The organism is Croceicoccus esteveae (assembly GCF_031846435.1).
Taxonomy (GTDB): Bacteria; Pseudomonadota; Alphaproteobacteria; order Sphingomonadales; family Sphingomonadaceae; genus Croceicoccus; species Croceicoccus esteveae.
In genome coordinates this window covers 344,984-366,791 of the sequence record NZ_JAVRHS010000001.1, presented here as the reverse complement: position 1 = coordinate 366,791, position 21,808 = coordinate 344,984, and the positions used below count along the sequence as shown (strand labels likewise).

Below are 21,808 nucleotides of genomic sequence, written 5' to 3'. Positions count from 1 at the left end.
TCACCGGCAGTCAAGTAGGCGCGTGCCCGCAAGCTGGCAAGTGCCGCCCGCCACGCCACATGACGGTTGTAATCACGGGTCTTTGGCGGCAATGCAGACGCGGCAATGGCAGGGCGGCCACTGGCGAGACACCTTGCTCACACGCGGCAGCACGCGGGAACGGTTCTTGAATGACCCAGGTTTCAGATAATTTGCACCCTTTCGGTGATGATGAGAGCGATTCGCTGCATGAGGAGTGCGGCGTTTTCGGAGTGGTGGGCGCACGCGATGCAGCAGCGGTCGCTGCTCTTGGCCTCCACGCATTGCAGCACCGTGGACAGGAAGCAGCCGGCATCGTCAGCTACGATGGGGCAGAGTTCCACGTGCGGCGCGGCATCGGCCACGTGGCCGAGAACTTTTCAGCAGGTGATGCCATTGCCGAACTGCCAGGTTCCGTCGCGATTGGCCATGTCCGCTATTCCACCACTGGCGGAGCAGGCTTGCGTAACATCCAGCCGCTCTACGCGGAGCTTGCCGCAGGCGGCTTTGCCATTGCGCACAACGGTAACATTTCCAATGCCTTGCACCTGCGGCACGAACTTGTCAGCAAGGGCGCGATCTTCCAGTCCACTTCCGACACAGAAGTCATCGTGCATCTGGTCGCAACCAGCCGGTATCCTACTTTGCTCGACCGGTTCGTGGATGCATTGCGCCTTGTCGAAGGGGCCTACGCGCTGGTCTGCATGACGCCAAAGCGCATGATCGCCTGCCGCGACCCGCTTGGCATTCGCCCGCTGATCATGGGTCGGCTGGACAACGCAGTCGTTTTTGCGAGCGAGACGGTCGCACTCGACATCATCGGCGCACGTTTTGATCGCGAAGTGGAGGCAGGCGAACTCATCGAGGTCGATCTTGACGGCAAGATCACCAGCCATCGCCCCTTTGGCAAGCCGCAGGCCCGCCCCTGCATTTTCGAGCATGTATATTTCAGCCGGCCCGATTCGATTTCAGGCGGGCGCTCCATCTACTCGGTTCGCAAGGAGATCGGCGCACAGCTCGCCCTCGAGGCGCCGGCCGACGTCGATATCGTCGTGCCCGTGCCCGATTCGGGCGTACCGGCTGCCATTGGCTATGCCCAGCAATCGGGCCTTCCGTTCGAGCTTGGCATCATCCGGTCACACTATGTTGGCCGCACCTTCATACAGCCCTCGGATGGTGCGCGCACTTCCAGCGTGAGCCGCAAGCACAATGCCAATCGGGCCCTTGTCGAAGGCAAGCGGATCGTGCTCATCGACGACAGCATCGTACGCGGCACGACCAGTCTGAAGATCGTGCAGATGATGCGCGACGCCGGCGCCGCCGAAGTGCACATGCGCATCGCCAGCCCGCCCACCACGCACAGCTGCTTCTACGGCGTCGACACTCCTGAACGATCCAAGCTCCTGGCAGCGCGGCTGCAGGTGGAAGCAATGCGCGAATTCATCCAGGCCGACAGCCTCGCCTTTGTCTCGATCGATGGGCTTTACCGCGCCGTCGGCGAGGAAAAACGCGATCCAGAGTGCCTTAATTACTGCGACGCCTGTTTTACAGGCGAATACCCCACCCGTCTTACCGATCTTGCCGAACGCACTGGACAGGGGGAACTGTCGCTGCCGATCGGGAAGGTCGCCTGATGACACAGGCAAAGGGCGCATTTGAGGGCCAGCTTGCGCTGGTTACCGGCGCATCGCGCGGCATTGGCGCGGCCACTGCGCTCGAACTTGCTGGCAGAGGCGCGCATGTGGTGCTGACCGCGCGAGACAGCGCTGCTCTCGAACAGGTGGAAGACGAGATCCACACGACAGGCGGCAGCGCCACGATCGCGCCGTTCGACCTTGCAGAGCCTGATGCGGTTGCCCGGCTCGCTACCGCGCTTGCTGGGCGCTGGCCTGCGCTTGACATGCTGGTGATCAACGCAGCCGTCCTGCCCCAGCTATCCTCGGTTCAGGACATCGATCCGCGCGAGTTCAGCCGGGCGATGACCGTAAACGTGCTCGCCACGCAGACCCTGCTGGCAGCGTTTCATCCGCAATTGAAGCAGTCTGCCAATCCACGCATCGTGGGACTGACCAGCAGCGTGGGCGCCGATGCGCGCCCCTTCTGGGGGGCTTATGGATCGACGAAGGCGGCATTTGACATGCTGCTTGACTGTTACGCGCAGGAAAACGGCCGCGTGACCGACATCAGGGTGGCAATAGTAGATCCGGCCGCCACGCGCACAAGAATGCGGGCTCGCGCTTATCCCGGTGAAGACCCGAACAGCGTCAAACCGCCGCAGCAGGTGGCAGTCCAGATTGCCGACCTGCTGGCAAGCGATTTTGCCAACAATCACCGGATGCGCGTGGATTGATCCTGCAGGCGCGGTCAAGCCACCGGCTTGACCAGCGTCACTTGATGCACATCTATGCCGCCGCCGCGAAAACCGCCCTCGCAGTACATCAGGTAATAACGCCACAGGTCGATGAACTTCCGGTCAAAACCTGCCGCGATCCGCCCCTCTTCCACTGCCGTGTCGAAGTTCCTGCGCCATAATAGCAGGGTTTCCGCATAATCCTGGCCAAAGTCTGTCTGGTCCTGCCATGACAGACCATGCTGGCGCGCAAGCGCACGAAATTCGCTGGTTCGGATCAGCAGGCCACCTGGAAAGATATAGGTCTGGATGAAATCGGCGCTATCGGCATAGCGTTCGAAAATAGCATCCGCGATCGATATGAACTGCAACGCTGCGCGCCCGCCCGGCTTCAGCGTGCAGGCGATCCGGTCCATGAACACCGGCCAGTTTTCCCGGCCAAGCGCCTCCACCATTTCCACGCTGACGATGGCATCGTAATTTCCTGCCGCGTCGCGGTAATCGCAGTGCACGAAACGGACCGCGCGATCGTCGGCTGCTCCTGCATGTCGCGCGTGCGCAAGCTGTTCTTCGGACAGGCTTATCGCTGTCACATTGGCACCGTGAGCCGTCGCAAGCCGCCGCGCCAGATAGCCCCATCCACACCCGATTTCCAGCACACATGCGCCTGGATCAAGCGCCAGCCGCACAGCCAGGGCATCGATCTTGGCCAGTTGCGCGTCCTGCAGCGTTGTGGCTCCGGAAGAGAACATGCCGCTTGAATAGCTCAACGTGGGATCAAGCCAGCTGGCATAGAAATCATTGCCAAGGTCGTAATGCGCCGCAATGTTCTGCGCAGCGCCTGTGCGCGTGTTGCGCCGCAGCCTGTGCAGGAGGCGGGAAGCAATGCGCCAGGGACCCTTTGCCCGAGCTGCCGCACCCAGGCTTTCGGCATTGGCCATGAACAGCGCAAAGATGGTGACCGGATCGGGGCTTTCCCACTCGCCAGCCTCCCAAGCATTGTACCAGCCGACCGACCCGCCGGAAGCCAGCCGCAACAATGCGCGCCAGTCCCGCATGATGATCCGTGCTGCAAACCCGGGTGCCCGCCCGCCCAGTACATGGATGCTGCCATCGGGGAACTCCGCCTCGATGGAGCCTGTCGCAAGACCAGCGTCAATGCGGCGCAGCACCTGTTCCACGCCGCCGGCAACAAGGCGGGCAAGCAAACCAGTGCCGTTCTGCAATCCATGGCCGGCACCTGTCAGGTGCGTGCCGCGCAAGTGAGGGACATTCATGGCTTTTTCTATGACAACCACTGCGCCGACCTGCAACTGCTCTGCGCAATGCGAGGCAATCGCGACGGCTGTTGTAGTGCCGTCCTGGCTAGCCTGCCTTTTCCCTCATCGTACGATAGGCAGCCAATGCGCGTTCGCGGGCCTCGCGATGGGGGATGCGCCTGTCCGGATATGCAGACGGGCGGCACTTGCCATCAGGGTCGTGGATCTGCTCGTCCGGAAGGTCGGCAAGTTCAGGAACCCATTGTCGGATATACTCGCCGGCATCGAATTTGTCCGATTGGGACAGGGGCGCCATGATGCGGGTGAACAGGCTGGTATCAACGCCGGTGCCGGCCACCCATTGCCAATTGACCGAGTTGTTACCAAAATCAGCGTCCACCAGCGTATCCCAGAACCAGCGTTCCCCGATCGTCCAGTCGATCAGCAGATGTTTGATGAGAAAGCTTGCCGTGATCATCCGCACCCGGTTATGCATCCAGCCGATCTGCCACAATTGCCGCATGCCGGCATCCACGATGGGGTATCCGGTGCGACCCTCCTGCCACGCCCGAAGATCCGCTGCTGCCGCGCTGTCCTGCTCTATCTGGCGCCAAGGGAACTGCTTGAAGCGGTCGCGATAGCTTTCGTGGTCGTAATCGCGAAACTGGCAGATGACGTTCTGCGCAAAATCGCGCCACAGCAATTCGCTCCTGTACGTCTGAACTCCCGTTCCATCGCGCCCTTCAAGCGCTTTCCAGACTTGCGTCGGTGAAATCTCGCCCCAATGAAGATGCGGGGAAAGACGCGAGGTGCCGTCAATTGCGGGCAAGTTGCGCTGATCATCATAGCTTGCGACATGCTGCACGAAGGCATCGAGCTGAGCATGTGCTGCATCTTCCCCCGCTGTCCATTCGGCTGCAAAACCCGCAGCCCAGTCGGGTTTGGACGGCAGCAGGTGCCAGTCTGTCAAACGGTCGCTTTGCGGCCAGTTTTGCGGCGAAGTCAGTGGCGGCGCTTCGATGGGATCGCGTTGTGGCAACATCTGCATCGCCGCACGGGCAAAAGGTGTGTAGATCCTGTAAAGTTTGCCGGCCCCGGTCCTCACCGATCCTGGCGGCAGCAGATAATTGCCATCCTGCAAGCACAGCTCGAGCTGCCCTGACAGTTCTTCCTCTGCGTTTTTCCACCATGGTTCGTAATGACGGATCGCGTGGATGGCACCGGCACCAGTCTCATCAGCCAGCCGGACAAGCTCCTCTGCAGCCTTCCCACGCCGCAGGATGAGCCGCATGCCCTGCTTTTGCAATTGTACCTCGAGTGCAGCAAGGCTGTGATGCAGCCACCAACGCGATGCTCCGCCAAGCTGGCGGCTCCCGGCACCGGCATCATCAAGCACATAGACCGGGATAACTGGCCCGGCCGCAGCCGCAGCGGCAAAGGCAGGCTGATCGGCAAGCCGCAGGTCCCGGCGCAGCCAGACGATTTGCGGCGTAGGCATCGATCATTCTCCTGTCGGCACAAGGCACATGTGCTGATAGGCACATGTCTTGACAACAAACCGCATAGCAAGGGGGCAGGTTCCGGCACATGCATTCCACTGACGATGCCACAGCAGTCCCGACGCATGGCGACGGCAAACAGATGTTGTGGCTTTCACCCGAGCACGCGCTCGCTTTTGCTGCCACTTTCCTCGTTGGCTTCGTGGCTTTGGCCATGCTAATCGCGCACGGGCAAACGGCTGGGTTCGACAAAGCCGGCTTGCTGTTCTGGCGGCATGGCGACGCATTGTTGCCAGCGGGCCCTGGGTGGGTGCAGGAGATGGTGCGCGATATTTCCGCCCTGGGCGGTGTGACTTTGCGCAATTGGGCAGCCGGCGCCGGCGTGGTGGCGCTGTTGTTTCTGGGCAGACGCGCACCGGCTCTGATGCTGGCGATCACGGTGGCGTCAGGCTGGCTGGTGAACACCGGCGCGAAACTGGCGTTCGATCGGGCAAGGCCGCAGATCGTCCCCCATCTTGCAGAAGCAAGTGGCGCCAGCTTTCCGAGCGGTCACAGCTTCAATGGCGCGGTCGTTTATATTACCCTCGCACTGCTGTTTGCAGCGATCAGCACGCGCCGACAGGTGCGAAACATGCTGATAGCCTGTGCCTTCATCGTCAGTGCGGCTATTGCAATGAGCAGAGTTTGGCTTGGCGTCCATTATCCCAGCGACGTGGCAGCAGGCTGGATGGCCGGCGCGGGATGGGCGTTCGTGTGCGTAGCCGTGCTGCACCGGCCCGTGCAGCGATTGACCGCCCCTACTGCCAGAACCTTGCCGCCGGCAGGGTAGAAGCGCCTGCCGGCGGGGCGGCTGTATTGCTGCTGCTCAGGATTCCCGGTTGCGGGCCTGCTGAAACTCGGCCTGTGACAAATAGGTCGTGCCGTCCTTGTCATAGTAGAAAAATGTCTGGCCCGCCTCGTTGATCTGATCCTGCGTCAGGAACGGCTTGGTGTTGTCATTGGGCTTTGGCTCGTTGGGGTCGACGCCGACGGCCCAGATCGCATATTCTGCGACCGACAGCTTGCCGTCGTCATTGCGGTCGAGATAGGCGAAATCCATATTGGCGCGCGAAGGCATGGACGGGGTCGCGGTCGTGCCGCTGGTCGATCCGCCAGACGAGTTCGCGCCGGCGCTGCTGTTCGCGTCCGTCGTTGACGTGGTGTTCGAAGCACCCTGGTTTGCAGCGATATCGGGCGCGCTCGGCATCTCGCGGGCGATCTGCGCGCGCAGTTCACCATATTCGGTGTTCACCGCATCCGTATCGATCCGGCCAAGCGCGGCCTGCTGATCGGGATTGAGCACCACATCGGTGCGCGGACCGACATCGGTGGGCAGCGTAACTTGCGGCACAACATCCGTTTCCACAACCTCATCGGGCGTTTCGTCAGCGCATGCAGATAGACCCAGAGCCAGCAGCGAAGCCGTGGCGAGCGCAGGAAAAACGGTTTTCATGAACAATCCCCTTGCAATAACAAGCCGACACGAAACCGGCCTTTCGTGTATTTCAACGTCATGCAGCGGGTTTTGTTCACAAATTCATTCAAATGCCCTCAGACAGGATCCTGCGCAGTGCCGGAGACAGTCCAGGTCTGCCCCTTGCGCAACAGCGCTGCAAAATCGGTCGATTTGCCTTCTGCATCCTTGGCGTTGCGCGCATGGACAAGTTCTTCGTAAACGGGTGCAGGGCTGTCGAAGATCACGCCAAGCGGCATCGGGAACGGCCCGAACGGCAATTCTACCAGCATGTGGGCAAGCGTGCGGTTCGTGACGTCATGCACCAGCACGCCGGCTGTCTGCCAATCGCCATCGACGACCTCCACGACCTTGAGCGCCAGCGTTCTTGTATCCAGCGCCAGACCCTTGGCACCCTTTGCAAACAGCATGGGTGCGCCATCGGTCAGCCACAGCTGACTTTCCGCAGCGGTCTTCTTCTGCGTGAAATCGTCGAACACGTCCTTGTTGTAGACAATGCAATTCTGAAAAATCTCGATGAAAGCGGCGCCCTTGTGCGCATGGGCGGCTTTCAGCACGTCGGGCAGTTCCTTGGAAATATCGTAGCCGCGAGCGACGAACCGCGCGCCCGATCCCAGGGCGAAGGCACAGGGCGAGGCCGGGTTTTCGACCGATCCCGCCGGTGTTGAAGGCGATGTGGTGCCGGGCCTGCTGGTCGGGGAATATTGCCCTTTGGTAAGGCCGTAAATCTCATTGTTGAACAGCATGATCTGCATGTTCACATTGCGGCGCAGCACATGCATCATGTGGTTGCCGCCGATCGACAAGCCATCGCCGTCGCCGGTAACCAGCCACACATCGAGATCGGGATTGGCCAGCTTGACGCCGGTGGCAACGGCAGGCGCACGCCCGTGGATCGTGTGAAAGCCATAGCTTTCGACGTAATATGGAAACCGGCTGGAACAGCCGATGCCGGAGATGAACACGGTGTTGGCAGGATTGGCACCGATCTGCGGCAGCGTGCGCTGCACCGCTTTCAGGATCGCGTAATCACCACAACCGGGGCACCAGCGGACTTCCTGATCGGTTTCCCAATCCTTGAGCGTCGTGGTTACGGGCGTCATGTCGTTCATCGTGCTGTTCCTCAGGCGAGATCGCAAATACGTGAAACAAAGTCAAAGGAGAAACCGTCCTTGCCAGCCGCGACATTGTCGACCTCCCACACAGCAACATAGCCGGTACGCTTGAAGCTTCTTTTCCCTTCACCATCCGATGGTTCTGAAACTTCGTCGGTAGTAAGAACAACCCTCTTTTTCTCAGAAATCGCAGCGACAAATTTGTCCCATTTCTCGGGATCAGCTTCATATCCAGGATCCAGATATGCAAGCTTCTTCACCCAGTGTTTGTGAACGCATGGCAGTTTATCTTCCTCGAGCGTGGCGAACCAACTCCCGCGTTCACCCTTCACCTTGCGTGTCACACTCACGGGTTTGCCGCTTTCGGGCTGGGCAACTGGACCTTGTTCACGTCCACCTGCCCGCCTTCATTGCCGGCAATTCCATCGAAATACCGCCCGATTGCTATCTCGAGTTCCGCAATGGCAAAAGGCTGACCGCTCGTTTTCGTCAACGGCTCCGCATCGATGAGGAACTGGTCGCGCAACACGGTCTTGAACTGCCCGGTGTTCATTTCAGGGACCAGCACATTGTCGAACCCATGCAGCAGATCGCCCAGATTGCGCGGCAGCGGCCAGACATGACGGACATGAATGTGCGAAACATCAAGCCCTTGCTTGCGCGCCCGCCGCACCGCCTGGTGAATGGGGCCATAGGTCGAACCCCAGCCGACCACGGCCAGCCTGCCGCGCGTGTTGCCAAGACATACCTCCTGGTCGGGAATGGCATCAGCAATGCCATCGATCTTGTTCTTGCGTGCGTCGGTCATCGCCTGATGATTGGCGGGCGAATATTCGATGTGCCCCGTGCCCTGCGCCTTCTCGATCCCGCCGATGCGATGCATCAGACCGGGCGTGCCGGGGCGGATCCAGGGCCGCGCACCCTTTTCATCGCGCTTGTAGGGCAACACTTCCTCACCATTGTTGGGTGCAGTAAGGAACCGGGCCGGGAACGGTTCGAAACCAGCCGGATCAGGCACTTTCCACGGTTCGGCCGCATTGGCGATGTACCCGTCGGTCAACAGCATTACCGGGGTCATGTAATCCACAGCAAGCCGGCATGCCTCTATCGCGCAATCAAAAGCATCGGCCGGGCTGCGCGCGGCAATCACCGGCAAGGGCGCATCGCCGTTGCGGCCGTAAATGGCTTGATAAAGGTCGGACTGTTCGGTCTTCGTCGGCAGGCCAGTGGACGGACCACCCCGCTGCGAATTGACGATCACGAGCGGCAGTTCGGTCATGACGGCAAGGCCCATCGCCTCACCCTTCAAGGCGATGCCCGGGCCTGACGAGCTGGTAACGCCAAGCTGTCCTGCATAGCTTGCACCGATGGCGGCACAGATGGCGGCAATCTCATCCTCGGCCTGGAAGGTGACGACGTTGAATTCTTTAAGCCGTGCCAGATGGTGCAGGATCGCCGAGGCCGGCGTGATGGGATATCCGCCGAAAAACAGCGGCAGACTGGCCAGTTGCGCCCCTGCGACAAGGCCCAGCGAAATGCTTTCGGCGCCCGTGATGGTGCGGTACAGCCCCGGCTCGCTTTCAACCGGTGCCACCTGATATTGCTTGAGCGGGCCGGAAATCTCCGCCGTCTCGCCATAAGCGTGCCCTGCGTCCAGTGCGGCAATGTTGGCGTCGGCAAGCTCCGGCGCCTTCCTGAACTTCTGTCTCAGCCAGTCATGGATCGGCCCGCGCGGACGGTCGAACATCCAGAGCGCCAGCCCCAGTGTCCACATGTTCTTGCAGCGCAGCGCTTCCTTGTTGCCGAGACCAAAGGGCTTGACCGCCTCCAGCGTGAGGGCGGAAATGTCAAAGGCCAACACATCCCATTTCGCCAGCGAGCCATCGTCAATCGGATTGACGTCATATTTCGCCTTGTCGAGATTGCGCTGCGAAAACTCACCCGTGTCAGCAATGATCAGTCCACCCGGCTTCAATGCCGCAACGTTCACTTTCAACGCCGCCGGGTTCATCGCCACCAGCACGTCAGGCGCGTCGCCAGCTGTATCGATGTCGGTGGAGCCAAAATTGATCTGAAAGGCCGACACGCCGAACAGCGTGCCTTGCGGAGCGCGAATTTCCGCAGGAAAATCGGGAAAGGTTGCAAGGTCGTTGCCGGCCAGCGCCGTCGACAGGGTAAACTGCCCGCCGGTAAGCTGCATCCCATCGCCGCTATCGCCAGCAAAACGGACGACCACTGCTTCGGGAGACGCGGCAACTGGTACTTCAACACCCATGGCTAACCCCTTTTCGACCACGGCAAATCTTGCTGCGCGGCATACTCTCCCATCAACAAGAGAGCGATCGGCAATGACGACAGCGTCGCAAACGGCAATGCCTTTTCCTGTGTAGCTTCATGATGCGGCCGCATCAAATTAGAAAAACTTTGCAAGCATGTGGCAGGCCTGCTTCACCGCACATCTCTTGGAAAGGGATGCCGAATGCAGAAAGAGCGAATCATGAACGACCCCGATCCGGCGCAATACCGGCCCTGCGCAGGGCTCATGATTGTCAACGATGCAGGGCGCGTCTTTGTCGGCAGGCGTCTTGATGCCAAGGAAGGCGACTGGTGGCAGATGCCCCAGGGCGGAATCGATGAGGGCGAAGACCGCGCCGCCGCCGCCATGCGCGAATTGTGGGAAGAGACCGGCATCACAGCTGACAAGGCCGGTATCGTGGCGGTCGCAGAGGAAGAGCTGTTCTACGACCTGCCGCCCGAACTTCAGGGCAGACTGTGGGGCGGACGGTATGTCGGGCAGCGGCAGAGCTGGTTTTTTATCCGCTTTACCGGGACGGATGCAGATATCGACCTTGAAGCGCATGATCCGCCTGAATTCGGCGCCTATCGCTGGGTCGATCCACAAGTGCTGCCCGATCTGATCATCCCTTTCAAGCAGCCGATCTACCGGGCGGTGCTGAAGACGTTTGGCGAACAATTGCGCAGCTTCAATTGACCTTTACCGCGTCGTCAAGCGTATCCATATCGCCCACTTGTGCGGATTGGACATTGTTGACAGGGCCAAGGGCGATCGCGGCTGCAAGTGCGCCTGCCTCTGCGCAATCGGCTCCGCACAAGGAGCGCAACGTCACTAGGTTCTGCTCCGCCTTGGCCAGTGCGCCTTTCTCGGCCAGTGCAGCACCCTCGCCCGCCAGTGCATCGAGATTGGCCGGGTCCAGCATCAGGGCCTGACGATAATAACGAATGGCACGCCCCTGAAGCCCGTTGGCGCGTGCAGTGGCGGCAAGGTCGATATAGGTGACGGCATAACCCGGCGCGAGGGCGAGAGCTGCCTCGAACCGGTCGACAGCGGCGGCAACATCGCCCTGCGCCAGCGTGGCACGGCCATCGGTCAGCAGGCGTTCGACACGCGGATCGGCCGGTGCATCCGCGCGCCCGATGGACGTGCTTGCCCCCACAGCGACGAACATGCAGATAGCAAGCGCAAGCGGGGTGTATCGCATCACATAATCCTTCACGGCAGAACCCGGACGCCAGTTTGCACTTTCATGAAGGCAGGCAATATCATGTGCGGCGAAAATTCGCGATGAAAAAGCCGTCCGTCTGATCGTGGGCGGGCGTGAGACGTATTCCCGTCCCGCGTGCCCTGCCAAGCGGAAGCTGCGGCACTGCGCTGGCAAATTGCGGATGCCGCTCCAGAAATGCGGCGGCCTGATCCGCGCCTTCGATGTCCAGCAGCGAACACACGACGTAACTCACCTGCCCGCCGGGCCTGACCAGTTCGGCCGCGAGATCGAGCAATCGGGCCTGCAAGGCGGCATGCTCCTTCAGAATGGCAGGGGTCACGCGCCACCGCGCTTCGGGATTGCGCCGCCAGGTGCCGGTACCACTGCACGGTGCATCGACCAGCACGAGATCGGCGGTGCCCAGCCTGCCCATCAATGCCCCGTCCGAAACGGGCCGGCCCGCCACTGCGCCATCTCCCGCCGCGACAGGTGGATCCGCGCTGTCGGCTTCCGCAGGGTTGCCGCCGAGGATGTCGTGAAAATGATCACGCTCCTGCAACGGGTTCAGCAGCCGGCTTTCCGCGATGGTCACACCGGCGCGATCTGCCCGCGACGGCAGCCGACCCAACCGCATGCGCGACGTGTCGCAGGCGATGATGCGCCCCTCATTGGCCATTGCAGCGCCCAGCGCCAGCGTCTTGCCGCCCGCCCCGGCACAAAGGTCCACCACCATCATGCCTGGCTCCGCCCGGGCTGCCACACAGGCAAGCTGACTGCCGGTGTCCTGCACCTCGATCTCGCCAGCCTGCCATTGCGGCCATTCCTCGACGCGCTGTCCGCCGGACAGGCGTAAGCCGTCGGGCGCTGCGGTCGGTTCAGCCGGCACCGGCAGGACCAGCGTGTCGCGCGATGCTTTCAGAACATTGACCCGCAGATCGAGCGGCGCACGTCCGGTGAGTGCATCCTGCTCCTCCCGGTCGAGCCCACTGGCCTGCAGCTCTTCGCGCAGCCAGCGCGGTGCTGTATCGATGTTGGCGACAGGCTCACCGCTTTCGATCGGAGCAGGAGCATGCCGGCTCCCGTCGAACAGGTCACGCAGCTCCGGTCGCGCCTTGGCCAGGGCCAGCATTGCGGCACGGCCCGACACCGGCACTTCGCCACAGCAGCGGATGCCATCATAGACCAGATCGCGAATGGCGCGCCGGTCGCCCGATCCTGCATAACGGTTCGCCCGCGCCCATTCGGCAAGGATCCGGTCCGCCGGCGCGCCATTGCCACGCGCTGCCGCAATGATGCTGTCGAGAATGCCGATCGCGGCCTGCACCCGGGCTGGAGGAGTCATGCCGCCTGCTCCTCAGCGCGTCGGGTAATTGGGAGCTTCGCGGGTGATCGTCACGTCGTGGACATGACTTTCGCGAAGACCGGCATTGGTGATGCGGATGAACCGCGCATCGCGGCGCAGTTCGTCAATCGTGGCGCAGCCGGTGTAGCCCATGGCCGCCTTGATCCCGCCGACCAGCTGGTGGATGACATCCTTGGCCGGCCCCTTGTAGGGAACCTGCCCCTCAATCCCTTCGGGCACCAGCTTCATGGAATCCTTGATGTCCTGCTGGAAATAACGATCGGCGCTGCCGCGCGCCATCGCGCCGACGCTGCCCATCCCGCGATAGCTTTTATACGCCCGCCCCTGGTACAGGAACGTGTCGCCCGGTGCTTCCTCGGTGCCGGCGAGCATGGAGCCGACCATGATGGTGGAGGCACCCGCCGCCAGCGCCTTTGCCGCATCGCCCGACGTGCGCAGCCCGCCATCGGCGATGACCGGCACGCCGGCCTTGTCCGCTTCTTCGGCAGCATCCATCACTGCGGTCAGCTGGGGCACGCCGATGCCGGCGACGATGCGGGTCGTGCAGATGGAGCCTGGGCCGATGCCGACCTTGATCCCGTCCGCGCCCGCGTCGATCAATGCCCGGGCCGCCGCTGCCGTCGCGATATTGCCGGCCACCACCTGCACATTGCCGGAAAGTTTCTTTACCCGTTCGACCGCGCGGGCGACATCGCGGTTATGGCCGTGCGCCGTGTCGATCACGACAACATCCACTTCGGCATCGATCAGCGCTTCGCTGCGGGCAAAGCCGTTGTCGCCCACGGTGGTTGCCGCCGCCACGCGCAGCCGGCCCGCCTTGTCCTTGGTGGAATCGGGGAAAGTCACTGCTTTTTCGATGTCTTTTACCGTGATAAGCCCGACGCAGCGGTAATCCTTGTCGACCACCAGCAGCTTTTCAATGCGACGCTGGTGCAGCAGCCGCCGGGCTTCTTCCTGGCCGATATCGGCGCGTACCGTGGCCAGATCGTCCGCTGTCATCAATTCGCGGACCGGCTGGCCGTCACGGTCGGCAAAGCGCACATCGCGGTTGGTCAGAATGCCGACGAGCCGACCCGAAGCCTCCACCACCGGGATGCCCGATATGCGGTTCTGCTCCATCAGCGCTCGGGCTTCGCCAAGCGTTGCATCAGGCGCAATGGTGATGGGGTTGACGACCATGCCGCTTTCGAACCGCTTCACCTGCCGGACGGCGGCGCATTGTTCATCAAGCGTCAGATTGCGGTGCAGCACCCCCATGCCGCCCATCTGCGCCATGACAATGGCCATCTGCGATTCGGTAACCGTATCCATCGCGCTCGACAGCACCGGGATGTGGAGCACGATGTCTCGTGTGATCCGGGTGCGGGTGTCGGCCTGCGACGGGACGATGTCCGATGCCGCCGGTTGCAGCAGCACATCGTCAAAGGTCAGGCCAAGAGGAATGTCGGTTATGGAACTGCGATTTGCCACGTGAAGAAAACGCTTTCTCAACAATGCGGGTTTTGACGGACGAGAAGTGCCTCTACCTGCCCGGCCGCGTCACCGCTAGGGGGCAGGAACGGTTTGCGTGCCGCTGGTGTATTCGAAAGGATAAACTTCGGGGTCGGCCGCCGCTTTGACAAGCGCGACGTGCAACGCCACCATCCGGACCGCGCCACCCAGTTCCACTGCGTCCGCTTCGTCGTCAGCGCGGTGGTAACTGCCCGCCATCCATCGCGCGAGCCGCTCCTCGTCGGCAAAGCTGGCGCTGACCATTACGGTTGGCAACCCGGCACGTTCGAGCGCCCAGCCATCCTGGCGGTGCCGGTAGAGGCGGTTCGCCTTGGTTGCGTCGGCAAGGTGCACGCCGTTGGCAGCGGCGGTTGCCCTGACCAGTTCGGCAAGCGGGCCGGCATCATCCCCGATCATCACCGCAACAGTCCCGGTGGGTGTCAGCCCTTCGCTGTCGATATTGAAAGCAGCGACAAACTTGCCCAGCGGTACAGGCGGGTCGGCGGCAAAAGCGGTTGCGCCAAGCAGGCCTGCTTCCTCGCCGCTCGTTGCCAGAACATAGACGTCGCGGGCCATCGGGGGCCCTTCTGCCAGGATGCGCGCTATTTGCGTGATCATGGCAAGGCCGGTCGCATTGTCGATGGCGCCGTTGCACACGGTGTCGAACAGGTGCGGGCGGCATGCCGGCGTATCCCGGCCAAGATGATCCCAATGCGCAAGCACGAGCACCGCTCCCTCGTGCGGCTGCGTTCCGGCAATCCGCCCGATCAGATTGTGCGTCACGACGGGTGCCTTGCCGACCGGGTAGATCGTGAAAGACGCGCGCCACGGGCTGACAGGGTCATGCGTTCCGGACAAGAGGCCGATCGCCTCCCAGCTTTTCTGCAGATGATCGAGCGTCTGCTCCTCATCGACAGTGCCGGGCGCCCGCCCGCCATAATCATCCGATGAAAGAACGCGCACCTGCCGCTCCAGCAATTCGGCAACTCCGGGCTGCTGCGTCTGCGGCGTGGCGCAAGCTGTCGCCAGTGCTGCCAGAGCCAGCGCAATGATAATGCGCGCGCGCAAACGGGCACCACACCGGACCGACGGCGACAGGCGCGTGCTCATTGCCAGCGCGAAAGCGGCGCTTGCCCCCTTCATTTCAGCCGACCAGCGCCGGCAAGCACATCATTGCGCAGTCCAGCCGCCATCGACGGCGATATTGCTGCCGGTCATGTTCTGCGCCTCGTCCCGGCACAGGAAGACCGCGAGCGCAGCAATGTCTTCGGGCTGGGAGAACTTCTTGGTAGGCTGTCCGGAAAGCAGCACATCATTGATGACCGCCTCGCGACTGAGGCCCCGCGCTTTCATGGTGTCGGGGATCTGGTTTTCCACCAGCGGCGTCCAGACATAACCGGGACTGATGCAGTTCGCCGTGATGTTGTGCTGTGCAAGTTCCAGCGCGATTGTCTTGGTCAGTCCGGCAAGGCCGTGTTTTGCTGACACATAGGCCGCTTTGAACGGCGACGCTGTCGTGGAATGGGCAGAAGCGGTGTTGATGATGCGCCCCCAGCCCCGCGCCTTCATCATTGGAATGCACAGGCGGCAGGCATCGAACGCAGCGGTGAGGTTGAGAGCAATGATCTGATCCCATCGTTCAGGCGGGAATTCATCCACGGGGGCTACGTGCTGCATTCCTGCATTGTTCACCAGTATATCGACGTGGCCGAATGCATCTCTTGCCGCTTCGACCATCGCGTGCGTGCCTTCGCGGGTGATCAGGTCGACGTTCAAGCAAATGGCCTTGACCCGATGCCGATCGGCAAGAGACCTGCGCGCGTCCTCCATCTCATCTGGTTCGCCAATGCCGGTGATCACCAGATCGGCGCCTGCTCCCGCCAGCGCATAGGCAATGGCCAGGCCAATCCCCGATGTCGAACCGGTGACAAGGGCGGTTTTTCCCTTAAGGAACATTTGCATCTCCACGACTATTTACACGGCTGATCCGAAGGTAGGATGATTCGCTCGTGGTATAGGGACCAGACGGAATGCGACTCAATGATTTTGGCCGTAACATTCGTGTGCGCGACCAGCGCCGAAGCGGCGGCGGCCTGGGCGGGGGCCTGGGCGGGGGCGGAAAGCTTGGCTGCGGCGCGGTTGTCGTGGCGATCATCGGCGCCGTGGTGTTCGGGATCGATCCGTCCACGACCCTTGCCACGTTCGATCAGGTGCAGGGCGGCATGAATTCGCAGAGCGCGCCAACGGGACAGGACGGCGGACAGACCCTTGAACAAAGCTGCACCGTCAACGCCTATAGTCTGGAAAGCTGCGCTGCGCTTTCCTCACTGGACGACACGTGGCAACCTTTGTTCATGGCCGCCAACCTGCCGTTTCGCCGTCCGGTGCTCAACTTCTACGATGGCACCGGCGGTTCGGGATGCGGAACGGCACAAGCCGCAATGGGTCCGTTTTACTGCCCGGCGGATGAAGGTATCTATATCGACACCAGCTTTTACGATGATCTGCAGGGCCGCTTCGGCGCCGGCGGCGATTTTGCACGCGCCTATGTCATGGCGCATGAATACGGCCACCATGTCCAGAAACTGACAGGGATCGCCGATCAGGTCCGCAGCGCCCAGTCGCAGGACCGTTCATCGGCGAACCAGCTTCAGGTGCGTATGGAACTGCAGGCGGATTGCTATGCCGGTGTCTGGGCGGCAAGAAACCGCGACAGGATAGAACCGGGCGATCTTGACGAAGGCATGCGCGCCGCCGCCGCAATCGGCGATGATACGCTGATGCGTAACGCAGGCCAGCGGATGGCGCCTGAAAGTTTCACCCATGGAACCAGCGCGCAACGCACCCAATGGCTGCAACGCGGGCTCACCACCGGAGACGAGGACCAATGCGACACTTTTGCCGATCTGCGCCGCTGATTGCCGGTGTCCTGCTGACAGCTGCACTGCCTGCCGCTGCGCAGGACATGCAGAATGACGATGTTTCCGCAGAAGACATCGCCACCCAGCCGCTGCGTGATTTCAACCTCCACAATGACGACATTCCGCCGCTGCTCATCGATGTCGCGGCCGACCCCTATTCGGCGCAAGGCCTGAACCGCTGTGTCGACATCGAGAGGGCCGTCGTCGACCTTGACCTCTACCTTGGTCCCGACATCGACATGCCTGCAGTCCGCAAGTCCGACATGCAGAACGGCGCGAACATGGCCGGCAATGTTGCAAAATCGCTGCTGGGCGGGTTCATCCCTTTTCGCGGCGTCGTGCGTGAAGTAAGCGGCGCCAACAGCGAGCAGAAGCGGTTCGAGCGCATCGTGGGCGCGGCATTGATACGGCGCGGCTTCCTCAAGGGATTAGGGCTGGCGCGCGGCTGCGATTGGCCTGCACGGCCTGCAGCCGAGGGACATGTGTTTGATCCGGTGGCACACCGCTCCCGCGAACTGCAGCGCAACAACTCTCCTGCGCCGATTGCTGACAAAAATAAACCAGCCAGGAGCGATGATTGAGCATCTTGCGCACCGCTGCACCATTTTCCGGCGGCACAGTACATACTATCCTGGTGCAAAGTGCCCACCGTATTTCTCAGCGGCTGAGATTTGCTATGCTGGCGCTCCTGCTGGTGTTCATCGGAACGTCTTATCTGGTCTTGCCCGCACCTGCTCTGGCGGCAGAGCAGGTGGCAATCACGGCAATGGAGCCATACACTCACAAGAATGCCGAAGGCCAATGGTCCGGCCCTGCAGTTGACCTGTTTCGTACTGCGGCCGACCGTGCCAATGTCCAGTTCGAATTTGTCGAGCAGTCACCCGGCGAAATGGCGCAGGAAACCCGCAATCGGACCATAGCGTCCTTTCCATTTTCCGCCGTCGCCCAACTTGCACCGGGAGATGCCCAGAGCCTCCCGTTCCACATCGACAGCGTCGGACTGATTGGCGTATCGGCCAGCGGGGATTTCCTGCTCGGCCTTTCCGACATCTTCAACCTGCAATTCCTCAAGATCGTAGGGCTGATCTGCTTGCTGCTGCTGATCGCAGGAGCGGCTTTCTGGCTGGCGGAACATAAAGGGCCAGGTGCGCTCGACCCCGAGACCGGCAAGATCAGAGGGATTGGCGACGGCTTCTGGTGGGCTGGCGTGACTGCCACCACCATCGGCTATGGCGATCTTGTTCCCAAAACGGTCAGTGGCCGTGTGGTTGCCATGATCTGGATGCTGTTTTCGATGGCATTGACGGCAGTACTGACCGCCTATCTCGTCTCCTTGACCAAGGAAAGCGGTGGAGGAGGCGATCTTGCCCAAACGGTCCAGGAGCAGCGGGTCGGCATCGTCAGAGGTATGGCGATAGACGAGCAGGATCTGGACGGCGCGAAGCGGATCGTGCCGTTCGACAGTCTTGCGCACGCCCTGCGCGCGCTGGACCAGGACCAGGTCGATGCCGTCGCTTACCCCTATGTGCCGGCAAGGCAGCAGGCAGGAGGCCGCAGCATATTGAAAACGAGCCGGTCTGTGGTCATGCCGGTTTTCAGGCTCCATGACGCCGAGAAGCTGCGCACCGAGATCGATCGCGTCATCCTGTCTCCTGCCTGGCAAGCCCGCGTGGAGCGGCAGCTTACCGCCGATAACTGATGACAGAGCAGATGCGTGCGCCTGCTCGCAACGCTCAGCCTGAGCCAGGTTCAGGCACCCATTTCATCACACCACCGGCAAACGGCGTCCACCACCCGGTCTTTATGCCCGCCCCGGCGAGTCGTTCGCTGGTCCATTGGTTACAGGTCCTGAAGATCGTATAGGTGCCCCTCGCATCGTAAAACACGTCCTGAGCTGTATAGCCTGCATAAACCGGGCGTTTCCGATCGGGCCGGCGCGGCGGCAGCGTCGCCATGATTGCGGTGGCCAGTTGCTGATATTCGGCACGGCTGATGCGCAATGGGCGGTAATTTCGTGAAGGTGCAGGCCGCACATAATGCGCCACATGCAGCAGGGCCGAGCCGCCGCGGGTCACAATGCGCAGCACGGCAAAAGGCGACAGATCGGCCCAGGTCGGCGTGTCGAGAAATATCTCCCTCTCACCCCAGCTGATCCCCACATGGGTGTAGCCCCTGTGCGGCAGTCCCTGCCTGTTCACCGCAAGGTCTGCAGGCGGCAGCACATGTGTCCAGTCCACTCCCGCAGCCCGTTGTGGCAGGATGATCTCGGTGTGCACGCCATTGGTGCCGATCATGATCTCTATGGCATCGGGTGCGCTGGATGCCTGCCAGCCGCCATTTCGCGGCACGCTTGACGCAAGCCAGCCCACAAGGAAATAGCAGCCGAGCAGCACCGCAATCCCGCCCGCCAGAAAGCGGGTGACGCGCGTCAGAGCACGAACGGGCGAACGCCGCGCTTGCGCAGCCACAGGACTGACCAATCGCCACGAACGATGCGCCGGGCAAGCCGGAAGCCGGAGCGGAATGCAGCGCGCTGCACGCCTTGCTCCTGCGTCGTCAACAGCCCCGCCAGCAGCAGATTGCCGCCGGGAACAACGGCGCGGCCAAAATCAGCGGCTAGGTCGACCAACGGCCCCGCCAGGATATTCGCGATCAGCAGGTCGTAAGGCGTGCGCGATGCCAATATGGGCGATTCCATTCCTGTAGCGATGGTCATGACAAGCCGGCCCGGCCCTTCGCCGATCGACACATGGTTGAGCGCCGCGTTATCCAGCACCACTTGCAGGCAGACGTCGTCGATGTCGCTGGCAGTGGCAAGTGCCCGCGGCCACAGCGCCATGGCCGCAAAAGCGAGCAGCCCCGTGCCTGTTCCGATGTCGGCAATATTGCGCGCAATGACGCCTTCGCGCTTCATCAGGTCCAGCATCTCCAGACAGCCTGCCGTGGTATGGTGCTGCCCTGTGCCGAACGCCTGGCTGGCCGGAATGACAAGTCGGATAGCTGGCCGATCCCCACCGGCTGCAAGCTGTTCTGGCGCATGATCGGGCGTGTGAACACAGAACCGCCCGGCGTGTACGGGGTCAACGCCAGCCTGGCTCAGGGTGACCCAATCCTGCTGCGGCAATGGTTCTGCATGCATGGCGGGCGCATCATTGCCGAACAAGGCGGCAATAGCGCGTCGGTCAGCCGCAGTCGGCCGACGCTCCAGATAGGCATCGAGGCGCCACTCCAGCGGGCGGTCCTCGGCAAGTTCACACGCAGCGATCACGATGGACTGGTCCCACTGCTCAAGCTCCTCATGCGCAAGCAGCGCCGCCTGCACCACATCACGCGAGGCAAGCAATGTGATCTTCCATGCTGTCATCTGACGAAGCTTGCCCCATTGGCGTCAATCACCGCGCCTGTCATGCTATGCGGTGCATCCAGCGCGCAGAACCCCGCGATGCTGGCAATCTCCTCGGGAAGCGCAACCCGGCCGAGCGGAATGTCCGCAAGCAGTTTGGGCCCGCCCCTGCTCTCCAGATAATCGCCGGCAGGGGCAGTGTCGACAAAGCCGGGGCATATGGCAAAGGCCAGCACGCCATCGGCAGCATAGCTTCGTGCGACAGTTTTGGTCATCGCCACCAGGCCCGACTTCGCCGCTGCATAATGCCAATGTTCAGGCGAGTCTCCCCGATAGGCAGCCCGACTGGCGATATTGACCAGTCGTCCGGTCCCTTGTTTCGTCTCCAGCCAGTGCCGCACGGCAAGGCGCGACAATTGCGCGGCTGCGGTAAGATTGATGCGCAGGGTGCGGTCCCATTCGTCCAGCCATTTTATGTCCGAACCGCCGATTGGATTGGCGGCGAACAGACCGGCATTGTTCACCAAGATGTCGATGGTCCCGCCTGCCTGCTGCAGCGCGGTCTCCCACAATTGCGCCGGCGCTGCAGGATCATCGAAATCCGCCATGATCGGCAGAAGCGCGCCCTGCCTTGCCGCTTCGCCATCCGGCGCGCCCGTTTCACCGGCACGAGCACCGCTGCCATGACGAAGCACGGTGACGCCGCGCGCTTCAAGGCTGTTGGCAATGGCCTTGCCAATGCCGCGGGTGCTTCCGGTGACAAGCGCGACGGGCGGACCGCGACCGGTCGCATCATTGGCTGTTGCAGGCTTGATCATCGGCCGGCAATTACCCGTATTGCTGCTGGTCGGCAAGGCGTGGTGCGATGCGTTCTCAATAGTCCGATTGGCGCTTGCCTATGCAGTGCCAAGGTGCCATTCGCGCATGGAACAGCCACTTTGGCGCAGGCTTGCGTTGCGCATTTTTCAAATCTGGCCCGGCATGACCGCGGCGCAGACCATGAACCAGGGGACACGACATGGCAGATGCAAGAGGCGGGAACCGGTATGCGCGGCCCCGTCCGTTATCGCCGCACCTCTCGATCTGGAAATGGGGTCCGGCAATGCTGTCCTCCATCCTGCACCGGGTGACCGGCAACGCGATGGCGACATTGGGATTGCTGATCCTGCTGTGGATGCTGGGCGCGATTGCGGCCGGCCCGCAAGCCTATGCCGTGTTTGCTGCCGTGATGGGCAATCCTGTGGGCATCATTGTGCTGATCGGGATCAGCTGGTCGTTCTTCAATCACATGTGTTCGGGGATCCGGCACCTGGTGATGGATGTTGGTGCAGGGTTTGAGGTAGAGCGCAACAACCGCGCAGCGATCATCTCGATCGTTTGCGGTGTCGTGCTGACGGTGGCATTCTGGCTGGTTATCCTGCTGAAGTAAGGGA

At 61.8% G+C, this 21,808-nt stretch carries 22 protein-coding genes; 8 read left to right on the top strand and 14 right to left on the bottom strand.

The window, feature by feature from the left end:
- The first annotated feature begins 170 nt into the window (after nt 1-170).
- Entirely contained in the window at nt 171-1,652 is a 1,482-nt protein-coding gene (gene purF, locus RM533_RS01690; protein ID WP_311339450.1) for an amidophosphoribosyltransferase, read from the top strand.
- The gene (locus RM533_RS01685; RefSeq protein ID WP_311339449.1) at nt 1,652-2,368 is read left to right on the top strand and encodes an SDR family NAD(P)-dependent oxidoreductase; all 717 of its coding nucleotides are present in this window, start codon (nt 1,652-1,654) and stop codon (nt 2,366-2,368) included. The genes purF and RM533_RS01685 overlap by 1 nt, the downstream gene beginning before the upstream one ends.
- A gap of 14 nt (nt 2,369-2,382) precedes the next feature.
- On the opposite strand, the gene RM533_RS01680 is transcribed toward RM533_RS01685, so the two are convergent.
- Together RM533_RS01680 and RM533_RS01675 are read right to left on the bottom strand one after the other, a co-directional pair.
- The gene (locus RM533_RS01680) at nt 2,383-3,645 is read right to left on the bottom strand and encodes a cyclopropane-fatty-acyl-phospholipid synthase family protein (RefSeq protein ID WP_311339448.1); all 1,263 of its coding nucleotides are present in this window, start codon (nt 3,643-3,645) and stop codon (nt 2,383-2,385) included.
- Between the two features lie 88 nt (nt 3,646-3,733).
- Nucleotides 3,734-5,125, bottom strand: coding sequence for a cryptochrome/photolyase family protein (locus RM533_RS01675; RefSeq protein ID WP_311339447.1), 1,392 nt, complete (start codon nt 5,123-5,125; stop codon nt 3,734-3,736).
- An 89-nt stretch (nt 5,126-5,214) separates the two neighbouring features.
- Between RM533_RS01675 and RM533_RS01670 the strand changes: the two genes are divergently transcribed.
- Complete coding sequence (locus RM533_RS01670) at nt 5,215-5,955, top strand: phosphatase PAP2 family protein (RefSeq protein WP_311339446.1); 741 nt, start codon at nt 5,215-5,217, stop codon at nt 5,953-5,955.
- 36 nt (nt 5,956-5,991) lie between these two features.
- Here RM533_RS01670 and RM533_RS01665 read toward each other — a convergent pair whose 3' ends face one another.
- The 4 genes from RM533_RS01665 to RM533_RS01650 all read right to left on the bottom strand — a co-directional run bounded on the left by RM533_RS01665 (nt 5,992) and on the right by RM533_RS01650 (nt 10,029).
- On the bottom strand, nt 5,992-6,618 hold the full coding sequence (locus RM533_RS01665) for an EF-hand domain-containing protein (RefSeq protein ID WP_311339445.1): 627 nt from the start codon (nt 6,616-6,618) through the stop codon (nt 5,992-5,994).
- Nucleotides 6,619-6,716: 98 nt separating this feature from the next.
- Entirely contained in the window at nt 6,717-7,751 is a 1,035-nt protein-coding gene (locus RM533_RS01660; protein ID WP_311339444.1) for a 2-oxoacid:ferredoxin oxidoreductase subunit beta, read from the bottom strand.
- A gap of 11 nt (nt 7,752-7,762) precedes the next feature.
- On the bottom strand, nt 7,763-8,104 hold the full coding sequence (locus RM533_RS01655; RefSeq protein WP_311339443.1) for a hypothetical protein: 342 nt from the start codon (nt 8,102-8,104) through the stop codon (nt 7,763-7,765).
- Nucleotides 8,101-10,029: a 2-oxoacid:acceptor oxidoreductase subunit alpha gene (locus RM533_RS01650; protein ID WP_311339442.1), complete on the bottom strand. Its 1,929-nt coding sequence runs from the start codon at nt 10,027-10,029 to the stop codon at nt 8,101-8,103. The genes RM533_RS01655 and RM533_RS01650 overlap by 4 nt, the downstream gene beginning before the upstream one ends.
- Nucleotides 10,030-10,251: 222 nt before the next feature.
- Between RM533_RS01650 and RM533_RS01645 the strand changes: the two genes are divergently transcribed.
- A complete protein-coding gene (locus tag RM533_RS01645) occupies nt 10,252-10,746 on the top strand; it encodes an RNA pyrophosphohydrolase (RefSeq protein ID WP_311339441.1) in 495 nt (164 codons plus the stop codon).
- Here RM533_RS01645 and RM533_RS01640 read toward each other — a convergent pair.
- From RM533_RS01640 to RM533_RS01620, 5 genes are all read right to left on the bottom strand, one after another.
- Nucleotides 10,739-11,254, bottom strand: coding sequence for a hypothetical protein (locus RM533_RS01640; protein WP_311339440.1), 516 nt, complete (start codon nt 11,252-11,254; stop codon nt 10,739-10,741). The genes RM533_RS01645 and RM533_RS01640 overlap by 8 nt on opposite strands.
- 61 nt (nt 11,255-11,315) lie before the next feature.
- Nucleotides 11,316-12,599: an RsmB/NOP family class I SAM-dependent RNA methyltransferase gene (locus RM533_RS01635; protein ID WP_311339439.1), complete on the bottom strand. Its 1,284-nt coding sequence runs from the start codon at nt 12,597-12,599 to the stop codon at nt 11,316-11,318.
- Nucleotides 12,600-12,611: 12 nt separating this feature from the next.
- Nucleotides 12,612-14,090: an IMP dehydrogenase gene (guaB, locus tag RM533_RS01630; RefSeq protein WP_311339438.1), complete on the bottom strand. Its 1,479-nt coding sequence runs from the start codon at nt 14,088-14,090 to the stop codon at nt 12,612-12,614.
- Between the two features lie 75 nt (nt 14,091-14,165).
- Nucleotides 14,166-15,254 carry a M28 family peptidase gene (locus RM533_RS01625; protein WP_311339437.1) on the bottom strand — a complete coding sequence of 363 codons (1,089 nt, stop codon included), beginning with the start codon at nt 15,252-15,254 and terminating at the stop codon, nt 14,166-14,168.
- A 27-nt stretch (nt 15,255-15,281) separates the two neighbouring features.
- On the bottom strand, nt 15,282-16,073 hold the full coding sequence (locus RM533_RS01620; protein WP_311339436.1) for a 3-hydroxybutyrate dehydrogenase: 792 nt from the start codon (nt 16,071-16,073) through the stop codon (nt 15,282-15,284).
- 68 nt (nt 16,074-16,141) lie between these two features.
- Here RM533_RS01620 and ypfJ point away from each other — a divergent pair, with 68 nt between their 5' ends.
- Genes ypfJ through RM533_RS01605 form a run of 3 tightly spaced genes read left to right on the top strand, consistent with a single transcriptional unit; the run spans nt 16,142 to nt 18,731 of the window.
- Nucleotides 16,142-17,029 (top strand): KPN_02809 family neutral zinc metallopeptidase, encoded by an 888-nt coding sequence (ypfJ, locus tag RM533_RS01615; protein WP_311339435.1) that lies wholly within the window; start codon nt 16,142-16,144, stop codon nt 17,027-17,029.
- A complete protein-coding gene (locus RM533_RS01610) occupies nt 16,999-17,613 on the top strand; it encodes a hypothetical protein (protein WP_311339434.1) in 615 nt (204 codons plus the stop codon). Before ypfJ ends, RM533_RS01610 begins: the two co-directional genes overlap by 31 nt.
- Nucleotides 17,610-18,731: an ion channel gene (locus RM533_RS01605; protein WP_311339433.1), complete on the top strand. Its 1,122-nt coding sequence runs from the start codon at nt 17,610-17,612 to the stop codon at nt 18,729-18,731. The genes RM533_RS01610 and RM533_RS01605 overlap by 4 nt, the downstream gene beginning before the upstream one ends.
- A 34-nt stretch (nt 18,732-18,765) precedes the next feature.
- Here RM533_RS01605 and RM533_RS01600 read toward each other — a convergent pair whose 3' ends face one another.
- From RM533_RS01600 to RM533_RS01590, 3 genes are read right to left on the bottom strand one after another with little or no spacing between them, the layout of a single operon-like run.
- Entirely contained in the window at nt 18,766-19,500 is a 735-nt protein-coding gene (locus tag RM533_RS01600; RefSeq protein ID WP_311339432.1) for a DUF2459 domain-containing protein, read from the bottom strand.
- Entirely contained in the window at nt 19,461-20,396 is a 936-nt protein-coding gene (locus RM533_RS01595; RefSeq protein ID WP_311339431.1) for a 50S ribosomal protein L11 methyltransferase, read from the bottom strand. The genes RM533_RS01600 and RM533_RS01595 overlap by 40 nt, the downstream gene beginning before the upstream one ends.
- A complete protein-coding gene (locus RM533_RS01590) occupies nt 20,393-21,193 on the bottom strand; it encodes an SDR family NAD(P)-dependent oxidoreductase (RefSeq protein WP_311339430.1) in 801 nt (266 codons plus the stop codon). The genes RM533_RS01595 and RM533_RS01590 overlap by 4 nt, the downstream gene beginning before the upstream one ends.
- A 200-nt stretch (nt 21,194-21,393) precedes the next feature.
- Here RM533_RS01590 and sdhC point away from each other — a divergent pair, with 200 nt between their 5' ends.
- Nucleotides 21,394-21,804, top strand: coding sequence for a succinate dehydrogenase, cytochrome b556 subunit (sdhC, locus tag RM533_RS01585; RefSeq protein ID WP_311339429.1), 411 nt, complete (start codon nt 21,394-21,396; stop codon nt 21,802-21,804).
- Nucleotides 21,805-21,808 lie beyond the last annotated feature (4 nt).